The organism is Ruegeria sp. G2 (assembly GCF_056533505.1).
The window spans coordinates 1-12,888 of record NZ_JBQFON010000006.1 but is presented as its reverse complement, the minus strand read 5'-3'; the positions used below and the strand labels follow the sequence as shown (position 1 = coordinate 12,888).

Annotated in this window: 10 protein-coding genes; 3 read left to right on the top strand and 7 right to left on the bottom strand. The window is 58.1% G+C overall.

Going from position 1 to position 12,888, the window contains the following annotated elements:
* Positions 1-33: 33 nt before the first annotated feature.
* The 4 genes from hutU to hutI are packed head-to-tail and all read right to left on the bottom strand — an operon-like array spanning position 34 to position 5,246.
* The gene (gene hutU / locus ACR0DU_RS12120) at positions 34-1,716 is read right to left on the bottom strand and encodes a urocanate hydratase (RefSeq protein ID WP_480874874.1); all 1,683 of its coding nucleotides are present in this window, start codon (positions 1,714-1,716) and stop codon (positions 34-36) included.
* A 1-nt stretch (position 1,717) separates the two neighbouring features.
* Complete coding sequence (gene hutG / locus ACR0DU_RS12115; protein ID WP_480874872.1) at positions 1,718-2,509, bottom strand: N-formylglutamate deformylase; 792 nt, start codon at positions 2,507-2,509, stop codon at positions 1,718-1,720.
* Entirely contained in the window at positions 2,509-4,044 is a 1,536-nt protein-coding gene (hutH, locus tag ACR0DU_RS12110; RefSeq protein WP_480874870.1) for a histidine ammonia-lyase, read from the bottom strand. Before hutH ends, hutG begins: the two co-directional genes overlap by 1 nt.
* Positions 4,041-5,246, bottom strand: a complete 1,206-nt coding sequence (gene hutI / locus ACR0DU_RS12105) for an imidazolonepropionase (protein ID WP_480874867.1) — start codon at positions 5,244-5,246, stop codon at positions 4,041-4,043. The genes hutH and hutI overlap by 4 nt, the downstream gene beginning before the upstream one ends.
* Positions 5,247-5,326: 80 nt before the next feature.
* On the opposite strand from hutI, the gene ACR0DU_RS12100 reads away from it, so the two are divergent.
* The 3 genes from ACR0DU_RS12100 to ACR0DU_RS12090 all read left to right on the top strand — a co-directional run bounded on the left by ACR0DU_RS12100 (position 5,327) and on the right by ACR0DU_RS12090 (position 8,974).
* Positions 5,327-6,688, top strand: coding sequence for a formimidoylglutamate deiminase (locus ACR0DU_RS12100; RefSeq protein WP_480874864.1), 1,362 nt, complete (start codon positions 5,327-5,329; stop codon positions 6,686-6,688).
* Complete coding sequence (locus tag ACR0DU_RS12095) at positions 6,685-7,389, top strand: GntR family transcriptional regulator (RefSeq protein WP_480874861.1); 705 nt, start codon at positions 6,685-6,687, stop codon at positions 7,387-7,389. The genes ACR0DU_RS12100 and ACR0DU_RS12095 overlap by 4 nt, the downstream gene beginning before the upstream one ends.
* A gap of 67 nt (positions 7,390-7,456) precedes the next feature.
* Positions 7,457-8,974, top strand: a complete 1,518-nt coding sequence (locus ACR0DU_RS12090; protein ID WP_480874858.1) for a malonate--CoA ligase — start codon at positions 7,457-7,459, stop codon at positions 8,972-8,974.
* A gap of 3 nt (positions 8,975-8,977) precedes the next feature.
* Here ACR0DU_RS12090 and ACR0DU_RS12085 read toward each other — a convergent pair whose 3' ends face one another.
* The 3 genes from ACR0DU_RS12085 to ACR0DU_RS12075 form a co-directional block, all read right to left on the bottom strand.
* On the bottom strand, positions 8,978-9,706 hold the full coding sequence (locus tag ACR0DU_RS12085; RefSeq protein WP_480874856.1) for a metallophosphoesterase family protein: 729 nt from the start codon (positions 9,704-9,706) through the stop codon (positions 8,978-8,980).
* A 124-nt stretch (positions 9,707-9,830) separates the two neighbouring features.
* Positions 9,831-11,426: a phosphoglycerate dehydrogenase gene (serA, locus tag ACR0DU_RS12080; RefSeq protein ID WP_010440643.1), complete on the bottom strand. Its 1,596-nt coding sequence runs from the start codon at positions 11,424-11,426 to the stop codon at positions 9,831-9,833.
* 57 nt (positions 11,427-11,483) lie between these two features.
* Complete coding sequence (locus ACR0DU_RS12075; RefSeq protein ID WP_480874853.1) at positions 11,484-12,638, bottom strand: phosphoserine transaminase; 1,155 nt, start codon at positions 12,636-12,638, stop codon at positions 11,484-11,486.
* Between the last annotated feature and the right edge of the window lie 250 nt (positions 12,639-12,888).

The window sequence follows — 12,888 nt, the reverse complement described above, 5'->3', positions numbered from 1 at the left end:
CAGGTGCAGCATTTTCACCAGAGGCAGTTTGATCTAGCCCAGAATACCCGGCAGCCGCAGCCCATGTTCGCGGGCGCAATCTTTGGCGATCTCATACCCTGCATCCGCGTGACGCCAGACACCCGAGGCCGGGTCGTTCCACAACACCCGCTCCAAGCGCCGTGCGGCATCTTCGGTTCCATCTGCACAGATCACCACACCTGCATGCTGGCTAAAGCCCATACCCACGCCGCCGCCATGATGCAACGAAACCCATGTCGCACCGCTCGCCGTATTGATCAGCGCGTTCAGCAGCGGCCAATCCGACACCGCATCCGAGCCGTCCAGCATCGCCTCCGTCTCGCGGTTGGGGCTGGCGACCGAGCCCGAGTCCAGATGGTCTCGCCCAATAACAACCGGCGCTTTCAACTCGCCATTGGCCACCATTTCATTGAACGCCAAGCCGGCGCGATGACGATCACCAAGGCCGATCCAACAAATACGTGCCGGAAGACCCTGAAACGCGATGCGTTCTTGCGCCATGTCCAGCCAGCGATGCAGGTGCTCGTTCTCGGGGAACAATTCCTTCATCTTGGCGTCAGTCTTGTAAATATCCTCGGGGTCACCAGACAAGGCACACCAGCGGAACGGGCCGATGCCTTTGCAGAACAACGGGCGAATATAGGCGGGGACAAATCCTGGGAACGCAAAGGCGTTCTCAAGACCTTCGTCTTGAGCCACCTGCCGAATGTTGTTGCCGTAATCCAGCGTCGGAACGCCCGCGTTCCAGAAATCAACCATCGCAGCCACATGCTGCTTCATCGACGCGCGAGCAGCCTTTTCAACCGCTTTGGGATCAGTCTCACGCTTGTCTTTCCACTGCGCCATGCTCCAGCCGATGGGCAGGTACCCGTTTATCGGGTCATGGGCGCTGGTTTGGTCAGTGACGATATCGGGGCGCATGCCACCGGCCTGCATCCGCGCGTAAATCTCGGGGAACACCTCCGCCGCATTGCCCAGCAGACCCACAGATTTCGCCTCGCCCGCCTTTGTCCAGCAGTCGATCATCTCAAGCGCTTCGTCCAGCGTTTCGGCTTTTTCGTCGAGATACTTGGTGCGCAGGCGGAAATCGATCGAGTCTGGATTGCACTCAACTGCCAGACAACTGGCCCCGGCAAACACCGCTGCTAGAGGCTGTGCGCCACCCATGCCGCCCAGACCACCGGTCAGAATCCACTTGCCAGTAAGGTCACCGCCATAGTGCTGACGACCTGCCTCGGCAAAGGTCTCATAGGTGCCCTGAACGATGCCCTGCGTACCGATATAGATCCACGACCCAGCCGTCATCTGGCCGTACATCATCAGGCCCTTCTTATCGAGCTCGTTGAAGTGATCCCAATTGGCCCAATGCGGCACGATGTTTGAGTTGGCGATCAGAACGCGCGGTGCATCTTTATGAGTACGGATGATCGCCACTGGTTTGCCCGACTGCACGATCAGGGTTTCGTCTTCTTCGAGATCCTTCAGCCCTGCGACGATCCGGTCGAAATCGTTCCATGTCCGCGCCGCGCGACCGATGCCTCCATAAACCACCAGCTCATGCGGGTTTTCGGCCACGTCTGGATGCAGGTTGTTCATCATCATCCGCAATGGCGCTTCGGTCACCCAGCTTTTTGCGTTCAGTTCGGGGCCGGTGGGCGGATAGATATCGCGGGTATTCTTGCGAGGATCGGTCATGTCAAAGCTCCAATGCAGTGTCTTGGATGGCGTCAAGAATATCCACCAGCCAGCGACGCAGACGGGTGGCTTTCTTCTCATCAAACGCCCACGGAGGGGTCTCGGTGGACAGATAAGTGGATTGCGCCAGCTCCATCTGGATCGCGTGTTGGCCTTCATCAGGTCGGCCATAATGGCGGGTCGTCCAGCCCCCTCGGAATCGCCCGTTCAGGACGGTGCTGTAGGGGGAGGAATGCGAAAATTCATAGGCCACGGCCTCTATACCGGGGGCGCAAGTCACACCGCCATCGGTGCCGATGTTCAAATCCGACAGGGTACCTTCGAACAGGAACGGGATCTTGCTGCGGATCGAGTGGCAATCAAACAGGATCGCCACCCCGTGTTTTGCGCGCACCTTTTCAAGCTCTTGCTCAAGCGCGTTGTGGTAGGGCGCGTGGTAAGCGATGCGTCGCGCTTCAATCTCATCGGCTGAGGGCTCCTGTCCTTCTGCCCAGATCGTCTGACCGTCAAAATCGGTCAATGGCACCAGTGTTGTCGTATTCTGCCCCGGATACAGTGATGCGCCCGCAGGGTCTCGGTTGGCGTCGATCACATAACGGTGGATATGGGATTGCACGACCGTCGCATTGGCCACCAACCCGTCGTAGAGCTTGTTGATGTGCCAATCCGTATCCGCCAAAATTTGCCCGTTCGCATTCAGTCGCGCGGCAACGTCGTCAGGTACAAACGTACCGCCATGCGGCTGCCCCAGAACGATAGGCCCATCGCCACTCTGAACACTGAAAACCTGCATTACGACAGCTCCGGCATGGGCTGGGCAGCCGCCTGTAGAACAGCGCCGCTTTCGACCAGCGACTTCGCCGTCTCCAACTCGGGCGCCAGATAGCGATCATCGCCCAGTGATGGGATATCTTCGCGCAAACGCCCAATCGCGCTGTTCAGCGACTTGCTGGTAGCCAGAGGCGCACGGAACTCGATGCCTTGTGCGGCACAGAGCAGTTCGATCCCCAAAATATAGTTCAGATTATCCACCATCCGGCTCAGCCGCCGCGCCCCGTGGGCAGCCATCGAGACGTGGTCTTCCTGGTTGGCCGATGTCGGCGTGCTGTCTGTCACGCAAGGGTTGGCCAGGTGCTTGTTTTCGCTCATCAGAGCGGCCGTAGTGACCTCGGCGATCATCAGGCCCGAGTTCAGCCCTGGCTCTGGCGTCAGGAATGGTGGCAGATCAAAGCTGAGCGCAGGATCGACCATCAGCGCGATCCGACGTTGCGCGATTGCTCCAATTTCAGACAGGGCCAGTGCGATCATATCGGCGGCAAAACCCACCGGCTCGGCGTGGAAGTTCCCACCCGATACGATGGCATCCGGATCGGTCAGAACCAGCGGATTGTCGGTGGCGGCGTTGGCCTCGATCACCAGTGTTGCGGCAGCTTGCCGGATTACGTCCATCGCCGCGCCGGTCACTTGAGGCTGGCAACGAATGCAGTATGGGTCCTGAACCCGCGTATCCCCATCGCGATGGCTTTCGCGGATTTCAGAGCCGTCCAAAGTGGCCCGCATCGCCGCCGCTGCTTCAATCTGCCCGCGATGACCACGCAGAGCATGAATTTCGGGTTGCAGAGGGGCGGTGGATCCCATGATCGCATCCGTTGACGCCGCCGAAATCACCAACGCGTTTTGCGCCGCGCGCCAGCCTTCGAACAGACCGGCCAGCGCAAAGGCGGTCGAAAATTGCGTCCCATTGATGAACGCGAGACCTTCCTTTGGGCCAAGTTGAATCGGCTCTAGCCCAGCTGTTTTCAAAGCCTCCGCACCCGGCATGACGGTGCCGTTTACCTCGGCTTCACCCTCACCGATCACCACTGCGGTCATATGCGCCAAGGGCGCCAGATCACCTGACGCGCCAACGGAACCCTGCGCTGGGATAACGGGCGTTACACCTCGCGCCAGCATTTGTTGCAGCAATTCGACAAGCTCCCAGCGAACACCCGACGCCCCGCGCCCGAAGGACAGCAGCTTCAATGACATCATCAGCCGCGCCAGACGACGCGGTACCGCAGGGCCCACGCCACAACAATGGCTGAGGATCAGGTTGCGCTGCAGGGTCGAGGTGTCCTTGGCCGCAATCTTATGGCTTGCCAGCTTACCGAAGCCGGTATTCACGCCATAGACAGGCTCAGTCCCTTCGGCGGCTTGCGCAATTCGAGTCGCAGCAGCGTCAACCTTGGGGCGACAAGCTTCATCCAGCGATATCGTAACCTCGGCCCAATAAATCTCGGCCAATTGATCCAGCGTAACCTGACCCGGAGTGAGTGGTATGGGAGTCATTCCTCACCTCCAAAAATACGTTTGTACAGAGGGTTGAAACCGATGCGATAAGACAGCTCGGCCGGATGGGACACGTCCCAGATGGCGAGATCAGCACGCAAACCGGGTGCGATCATGCCCGTATTATCCAGACCCAAGGCGCGGGCCGCGACGCGGGTGACACCTGCCAGGGCTTCCTCGGGCGTCATGCGAAACAGGGTGCATCCCATATTCATCGTCAAAAGCAGAGAGGTCAGCGGTGATGACCCCGGATTGCAATCGGTCGCCAGCGCCATTGGCACATTCTGCTGGCGCAACATCTCAACTGGCGGCATCTGCGTCTCGCGCAGCGTGTAGAATGCGCCGGGCAGAAGGACCGCAACCGTTCCGGCGGTGGCCATGGCAGCAATACCGTCGGCGTCCAGATACTCGATATGGTCAGCGGACAGAGCCCCGTAGGCTGCCGCCAGCTTTGCCCCGCCGATGTTAGACAACTGCTCAGCATGCAGCTTCACCGGCAAGCCAAGCTCTTGCGCGACAACAAAAACCCGTTCGATCTGTGTGGGGTCAAAGGCAATGCCTTCGCAGAACCCATCCACCGCGTCCACCAGTCCTTCGGCATAGGCCGCGCGTAGGGTCGGAATGCAAACCTCATCGATATAGGCATCGTCGCGGCCCGCAAATTCCGGCGGAGTAGCGTGTGCGCCCAGAAAGCTGGTGTTAACCCGAACGGGCCGCTCCTGCGCAATCCGGCGCGCGGCACGCAGCATGCGCAGTTCGGATTCGGTATCCAACCCATAGCCCGACTTCACTTCGATGCAGGACACACCTTCGGCCAACAGCGCATCCACGCGCGGAAGAGCACCTGCCAGCAGCTCATCTTCTGTTGCCGCCCGCGTGCCGTTTACGGTCGACAGGATGCCCCCGCCCGCGCGCGCGATTTCCTCGTAGGTCGCTCCGTTTAGGCGCATCTCGAATTCAACCGCGCGGTTACCGCCGAATACTACATGGGTGTGGGCATCAATCAGCCCGGGCGTGATCAGTCGGTCCCCGTAATCAACACGCTGCCATTCAGCATAAGATGCTGGAACTTCAGATTGGCGGCCCACCCATACGATCTGCGATCCTTCGACGGCAATCGCGCCATCCTCAATCATCCCATAGGGCTGGTCGCCCCCCATGGTGGCCACCTGTTTGCTGCAAATTACGGTTTTTTTCGTCATGGCGATTCTTTTGGGCTCCCCCTGCGCTTGATTTTTCGTATACGGGTAAATACATAAAGTCTACACAAAATGGAGTTGCGATGACGGTTCATGCCAAAACGGCCCTGTTAGGCTCTGACTGGGTTAGCGATCTTCGGGTTGAAATCGAACACGGTCGGATCACGAAGCTGGAACACGGGAAAGACGCCCATCCAAGCGACACCCGTGTCGATGTCCTGCTTCCCGCTTTGGCCAACCTGCACAGCCACGCCTTTCAGCGCGCCATGGCCGGTATGACCGAAACCCGCGCTGCCGGGCGCGAAAGCTTTTGGACCTGGCGCACCCTGATGTACCGCTTTCTGGATCGCCTCACCCCTGAGCACATCGAAGCCATCGCTGCACTGGTTTTCATGGAAATGCAGGAGGCCGGGTATGCCTCGGTCGGGGAATTTCACTATGTCCACCAACAACCCGGCGGTGCGCCCTATACGCAGCTTTCCGAGCTGAGCCAGCGCATCTTTTCGGCAGCAAGCCAAACCGGGATTGGCCTGACGCATCTGCCGGTGCTCTACACCTATGGCGGCGTCAAACAAGAGCCGCTAGCAGGTGGTCAGTTACGCTTCAGCAATGATGTGGATCGGTTTTTGCAGCTTACTGAAGAGTGCCAACCGCTTCTGCCCCACGCAGATAGTCAGATTGGCATCGCGCCGCATTCCTTGCGCGCGACCTCACCGGATGACCTGCAGCAGGTGCTCAAGGCAACTCCTAACGGCCCGGTGCATATCCATATCTCGGAACAAGAGAAGGAGGTCGCGGATGTCGAGGCCGCTCTGGGTCAGCGTCCGGTGGATTGGTTGTTGAACAACGTGGACGTGAACGAGCGCTGGTGCCTGATCCACGCCACCCACATGACCGATGATGAAACACGCGCCCTCGCCCAATCCGGAGCGGTGGCAGGTCTCTGCCCGATCACCGAGGCCAATCTGGGCGATGGCATCTTCAATGGGGCTGTCTATACCGACGCCGGAGGTGCCTTTGGTGTCGGATCAGACTCGAATGTACGCATTTCACTGCCTGAGGAGTTGCGGACGCTGGAATATTCCCAAAGGTTGCGTGACAAAGCGCGCACGGTTTTGGTGCGCGGCGAAGGATCGGTTGGTCAGGCTCTTTATAACGGGGCCGCACGAGGTGGAGCGCAAGCCCTTGGGCGCGCGGCTGGAAATATAGCTGTGGGTCACCTTGCCGATCTGGTCGCAATCGATCGCAGCCACCCAACTCTGTGCAGTCTGCGCGACGATCAACTGCTTGACGGGCTCTGCTTTGCGGCGCCAGACGGAACTGTGACCGATTTGTGGTCTGCCGGGCGACATCAAGTGTGCGGAGGGCGGCACATCGCTCGCGATGCGATCCTGACCAATTATCGCGCGGCGATGAGTGACCTGTTGGCGACCTTTGAATCATGACCCAGACAAGCGATACCACCAGCTACAAAGACATTAAGCAAACCGTCCTGCAACGCATCCGATCCGGCGAATGGCAACCGGATGCCCTGCTTCCCAATGAGCAAGAGCTTGCGGTGGAATTTTCGTGCACCCGCACCACAGTCAACCGTGCGCTGCGGGAACTGGCGGATGAAGGGTTTCTGGAAAGGCGTCGAAAGGCGGGCACCCGGGTTCTCAGCGCGCCGCAGCGTCAGGCACGATTCACCATTCCACTGGTCCGTGATGAGATTGAAGCTGCGGGCGGCACCTATCGCTATGCGCTGGTATCGCATGAAACACAGACCGCTCCCGATTGGCTGACGGCTCGTCTGGCCCTGCGCGTGGATCAGCGAGTCATGCATGTGCGATGCATGCATTTTTCCACCAACACACCCTTTCAGTTCGAGGACCGCTGGATCGTGATCGACAGCGTACCGCAAGTGGAACAGGCCGATTTCTCAAGTATCGGACCGAATGACTGGCTGGTGCAAACCGTCCCTTTCACAAATGTCGAGCTAACATTTCTAGCCAGCCGCGCTGACGCCACATTGGCCGGGTTTTTAGATGTGTCCGAAGGAGAGCCCGTCTTTACGGCAGAGCGCATCACATGGCTGCAAGGTCAGCCGGTGACCTTCGCCAAAATGTACTTTGCAGCGGGCTACCGGATGACCACCGAATTCTGATTTTCCGGGCTTTACCCCCTGCCATTTACGAGACAGAGTTCCAGCGTCGGATGGAAAGGAAACCGGGATGGGCAACCCGCTCTATGATCGTTTGTTTGGCATTCATGCGGGCAAGGACACGCCGTTTCTGCATCTCGCCGATGGTCAGACACTGACCCATGCCGCGTTTCTGGACACGGCAGCCCGTTTGGCCAATGCGCTGACCGGACTGGAACTGGAACCGGGAGACCGTGTCGCAGTGCAGGTGGAGAAGTCCGCCGAAGCACTGGCGCTTTATGCCGCCTGTGTCCAGGCGGGGCTGATCTTTCTACCCCTCAACACGGGCTACACGACGCAAGAGCTCAGCTATTTCATCGAAAATAGCGGCGCATCTCTGGTGGTCTGCGACGCGGCCAACGAGGCTGGGCTTGCTGATATCGCACAAAAGAACAACGCCCGGTTCGAGACGCTGAACGCGGACGGTTCGGGTAGCCTGACACGGCGTGCGTTGGGGATGCTTCCTGCCTTTGAACCGGTCCGCCGGACCGAGGACGATCTGGCCGCTTTCCTCTATACTTCGGGCACGACCGGACGCTCGAAAGGGGCGATGCTGACGCAAGCCAATCTGCTATCGAACGCGGAGACTCTGGTAAACGAGTGGCAGTTTACGAACAGCGACGTGCTGCTCCACGCACTTCCGACTTTTCACACCCATGGGCTGTTTGTTGCGACCAATGTCATGCTCGCCTCGGGTGGATCGATGATCTTTCTGCCCAAATTCGACCTGGACGACATGCTACGTCTGATGCCTCAGGCAACGACGATGATGGGCGTACCAACCTTCTACACCCGGCTGCTGAGCGACCAACGGTTCACGCGGGAGCTGACGCAGGATATGAGGCTGTTCATTTCAGGATCGGCACCTTTGCTGGCAGACACGCATGTTCAATTCGAAGACCGGACCGGCCATCGCATTCTGGAACGCTACGGAATGACCGAAACCAACATGAATACGTCAAACCCATACGACGGCGAGCGCCGCGCAGGAACCGTTGGATTTCCCTTGCCAGATGTCGAATTGAAGGTCACGGACCCTGAATCGGGGGAGACTCTGCCAAATGGTGAAATCGGGGTCATCGAAGTACGCGGCCCCAACGTGTTTCAGGGCTATTGGCAAATGCCCGAGAAAACCGCCGCCGAACTGCGCGAAAATGGGTTCTTCATCACCGGTGATCTGGGACGGATCGACGAGGATGGATATGTCCACATCGTCGGACGCGGGAAGGACCTGATCATCTCAGGGGGGTACAACATTTACCCTAAAGAGATCGAGCTGCTGCTGGATGAACAACCCGGCGTGCTGGAAAGCGCGGTGATCGGCGTACCCCACCCGGATTTTGGAGAAACCCCGGTTGGCATTCTGGTTCCGACCCCCGGTCAGACGCCCGATATCGAAGCGATCATGGATACGATACAGGGTGCTTTGGCCCGTTTTAAACATCCCCGCCAACTGATCCTGCTTAACGAACTGCCGCGTAATACAATGGGCAAGGTGCAAAAAAACATCCTGCGTGACCGCTGCAAAGACCTGTTCACACAATCCTGATCGTCAGGGCAATAGCGCAACGCGGCCTTTATCCGTCAGCAACCAGCAATCCCGACCTTCAAACACCGCAACGCCTACCGGGCGGCCATACCCTGCACCGCTATCCAGATTGATGCGATTACCATAATGCGTCGCCCGATCCACAGGCGTATGTCCATGGACGATAAGCTTCGGATGCGGGCCACGGTGATTGTGAAAGCTCTGCCTGATCCACACCAGATCATTTTCCCGTTGTTCGCTCAGCGGTATTCCGGGCCGGATGCCTGCGTGAACAAACGCAATCTCTGGCGTTTGATGCATGGCCACGAGCCCCCGTAGAAACATCCGATGCGCCACAGGAACCGCGCCCCGTGCAATGGCATGTAGATCCTCTAAGCGCGTCTGCTGATCGAAGAACACGTCATAGCTTTGAAGTGTTTCGACACCACCCAACCGCTCGTGCAGCCAATGATATCCTACCAACATATGCGGATCGTGACGTGGCACATCTTCCAGAAACCACGAAAACATCCGGTCATGATTGCCTAGCAGGGTGACCCAGCGCCTGCCCGCATCACGTCCTGCGATCAAACGGTCAATGACGCCCCTGCTATCTGGGCCTCGATCGACGTAATCACCCAAAAACACGATTTCGGCGTCCGGACCACCATCGCGCTCGATCAGCGACAATGCGCGGTCAAACTCGTCCACACGCCCGTGCAAATCACCGATTGCGTAGATCGGGTTGGTCATCTGGTTCCCCTCGGGCATCTGCGACTGCTGCACTTCTGACGCAAATACGACTCTTTGAAAAGGCGATGCCCGCGCTTTGCACAAGCCCGGGCATCAATCTGTTTCAGAAATTCAACAGCGACACTCAGGCCACCTCAAACTCCAGTGGCTTGATCTGGGTAAACAGACCGGTTTCCGCCAGCTGCGCGCGCGCTTCAGCCGGAACTGGTTCGTCGACGTATAACAGCGCGATCGCTTCGCCTCCCGCCTCAGCGCGACCAAGGGTAAAGTTCGCAATGTTCACACCATGCGTGCCCATAGTTTGCCCCAATGCACCGATGATACCCGGCACATCCTCGTTGGTGGTATAAAGCATGTGGGCGCCAACCTCGGCATCGATATTGATGCCTTTGATCTGAATAAAGCGCGGCTTGCCGTCACTGAACACGGTTCCCCCGATCGAACGTTCGCGTTTCCCGGTCACGACGGTCACCTTGATATAGCCTTCAAAGGCTCCGGACTTATCCTGATTGGTGGTCGAGATTTGGATCCCCCGCTCTTTGGCCACGACCGGAGCAGAAACCATATTCACCTCGGGGTTGAATTTCTTCATGATACCAGCGACCACCGAACAGTTCAGAGCCGCCAGGTTCATCTCGGCCGCAACACCATCATAAAGGATGTTGATCGCCTTGATCGGTTCGTCCGTCATCTGACCAATGAAACTGCCCAAATGGCCAGCCAACTTGATCCACGGCCCCATGACCTTGGCCTCTTCTGCCGTAACGCTTGGCATGTTCAGCGCGTTTTCTACCGCGCCGGTCAGCAGGTAGTTCGAAATCTGCTCGGCCACCTGCAACGCCACGTTCTCCTGCGCTTCGGTCGTTGCCGCGCCAAGGTGAGGTGTGCACACAACATTGGGCAGATTGAACAGAGCGTTCTCTTTGGCAGGCTCCTCGCTGAACACATCAAAAGCCGCCCCAGCGACATGTCCCGACTGCAACGCCTCGGCCAGCGCGTCTTCGTCGACCAAACCGCCGCGCGCGCAATTGACAATGCGCACACCGGGTTTGGTTTTGGCAAGGTTCTCGCGGCTCAGAATGTTACGAGTCTGGTCGGTCAGCGGCACGTGCAGAGTAATAAAGTCAGCACGTGACAGCAGCTCGTCCAGCTCGACCTTTTCAACGCCCATCTTGGCGGCTTTCTCTTCGCCCAGATAGGGATCATAGGCGACAACCTTCATCTTTAGCCCCAGCGCACGCTCGCAAACGATGCCGCCGATATTACCCGCGCCGATCACACCGAGTGTCTTGTTGGTCAGTTCGATCCCCATGAACTTGGATTTTTCCCACTTGCCCGCATGGGTCGAGGTGCTGGCCTCGGGAATTTGCCGTGCGACCGCGAACATCATCGCAATGGCGTGCTCGGCGGTGGTGATCATGTTTCCAAACGGCGTGTTCATCACGATCACGCCTTTTTTTGAAGCCGCATCCTTGTCGATATTATCGGTGCCGATCCCTGCACGGCCGATGACCTTCAGCTTGTCGGCTTTATCAAGAATGGTGGGCGTGACTTTGGTGGCCGAACGGATGGCGAGGCCGTCATACTGACCGATCACCTCGGCCAATTTGTCTTTGTCCTTACCCAGATCGGGCATGAAATCCACATCAATGCCGCGATCACGGAAGATCTGCACGGCGGTTTCGCTGAGTTTGTCAGATACGAGTACTTTGGGGGCCATATCTTTGGTCCTTGAATTGTATGGAAGCGCCGGGCCTTGGGTGGCCCGGCAATAACATCAGGCAGCTTCAGTCTGCGACGCGATCTCGGTCTCGAAGGCCCATGCGAGCCATGGCAACATCGCCTCGATATCCGAGGTCTCGACCGTGCCACCGCACCAGATGCGCAAACCCGCAGGGGCATCGCGATAGGCACCGATATCCAGTGCGATGTTTTCGGCTTCGAGCCGTTTGGCCACGGCCTTGGCAAAAGCCGAACCATCCTGAATACGCGCGTCGGTGAACTTAAGACAAACTGAAGTGTTCGAACGTGTCGCTGCGTCCTCGGCCAAATTGCCGATCCAGTCGTTTTGATCGCAGAACGCATGCACCACACCCGCATTGGAATCCGCACGGGCGATCAGGCCTTGCAAGCCGCCAACCGAGCGCGCCCAGCCCAAAGCGAACAAGTAGTCTTCGACCGCCAGCATCGAGGGCGTGTTGATCGTTGCTCCGGTGAAAATGCCCTCGATTAGCTTGCCCGCCTTGGTAAGGCGGAAAATCTTCGGCAATGGCCATGCCGGGGTATAATTTTGAAGCCGCTGAACGGCGCGGGGCGACAGGATTAGCATCCCATGCGCAGCCTCTCCACCCAGCACTTTCTGCCAACTAAAAGTGGTCACATCCAGCTTGTCCCAAGGCAGATCCATCGCAAACGCTGCCGAGGTCGCATCACAAATCGTCAGACCCTTACGGTCCTCGGCAATCCAGTCGCCATTCGGCACCCGCACACCCGAGGTGGTGCCGTTCCAGGTAAACACAACATCATTGGAAAAATCGATAGATGCCAGATCAACGATCTGACCGTAATCGGCGGTCTTCACCTCGGCATCGATCTTCAGCTGCTTTACAACGTCAGTGACCCAACCAGAACCAAAGCTTTCCCAGGCTAGCATCTCGACCTTGCGTTCGCCCAGCAGAGACCACAACGCCATTTCAACCGCGCCAGTGTCAGACGCAGGAACGATACCGATGCGGTAGTCAGCAGGTATGCCCAAAATCTCGCGCGTGCCTTCGATGGCTGCCTTCAGCTTGCCCTTGCCGACCGCAGCACGATGCGAACGACCCAAGGCAGCATCCGCCAGTTTGGTCAGATCAAATGTGGGGGGTTTGGCACAAGGGCCCGAGGAAAAACGCGGATTGGCCGGCCGCGTCGCCGGTTGTTCGATTGTCATCTGTATTACCCTTCCAGATACACGCCCCTCGTTGGGGAGGGGTGTCCCACGGGCAGAGGTACGGGGCCTTCGCACCTGCAGCAAGCAGAAAAGACGCTTCGCTGGGTAAAAACGACATCTAAAACAGGCTCAAATCAGAACACAGGTTTCCGATTGGCGAAACCCCCGCTTTTTTGGCGGGGGTTTTGAGAGTTTACTCTGCGGCTTCTTCGTATTCTGACATTGGAGGGCATGTGCAGATGAGGTTTCG

Bases quoted from the DNA above. Each gene is read 5' to 3' on its own strand.
- ACR0DU_RS12090 (WP_480874858.1), top strand. From the start codon at position 7,457: ATGGGCAACCCGCTCTATGATCGTTTGTTTGGCATTCATGCGGGCAAG.
- hutI (WP_480874867.1), bottom strand. From the start codon at position 5,246: ATGACGAAAAAAACCGTAATTTGCAGCAAACAGGTGGCCACCATGGGG.
- ACR0DU_RS12075 (WP_480874853.1), bottom strand. From the start codon at position 12,638: ATGACAATCGAACAACCGGCGACGCGGCCGGCCAATCCGCGTTTTTCC.
- hutH (WP_480874870.1), bottom strand. From the start codon at position 4,044: ATGACTCCCATACCACTCACTCCGGGTCAGGTTACGCTGGATCAATTG.
- serA (WP_010440643.1), bottom strand. From the start codon at position 11,426: ATGGCCCCCAAAGTACTCGTATCTGACAAACTCAGCGAAACCGCCGTG.
- hutU (WP_480874874.1), bottom strand. From the start codon at position 1,716: ATGACCGATCCTCGCAAGAATACCCGCGATATCTATCCGCCCACCGGC.
- hutG (WP_480874872.1), bottom strand. From the start codon at position 2,509: ATGCAGGTTTTCAGTGTTCAGAGTGGCGATGGGCCTATCGTTCTGGGG.
- ACR0DU_RS12095 (WP_480874861.1), top strand. From the start codon at position 6,685: ATGACCCAGACAAGCGATACCACCAGCTACAAAGACATTAAGCAAACC.
- ACR0DU_RS12100 (WP_480874864.1), top strand. From the start codon at position 5,327: ATGACGGTTCATGCCAAAACGGCCCTGTTAGGCTCTGACTGGGTTAGC.
- ACR0DU_RS12085 (WP_480874856.1), bottom strand. From the start codon at position 9,706: ATGACCAACCCGATCTACGCAATCGGTGATTTGCACGGGCGTGTGGAC.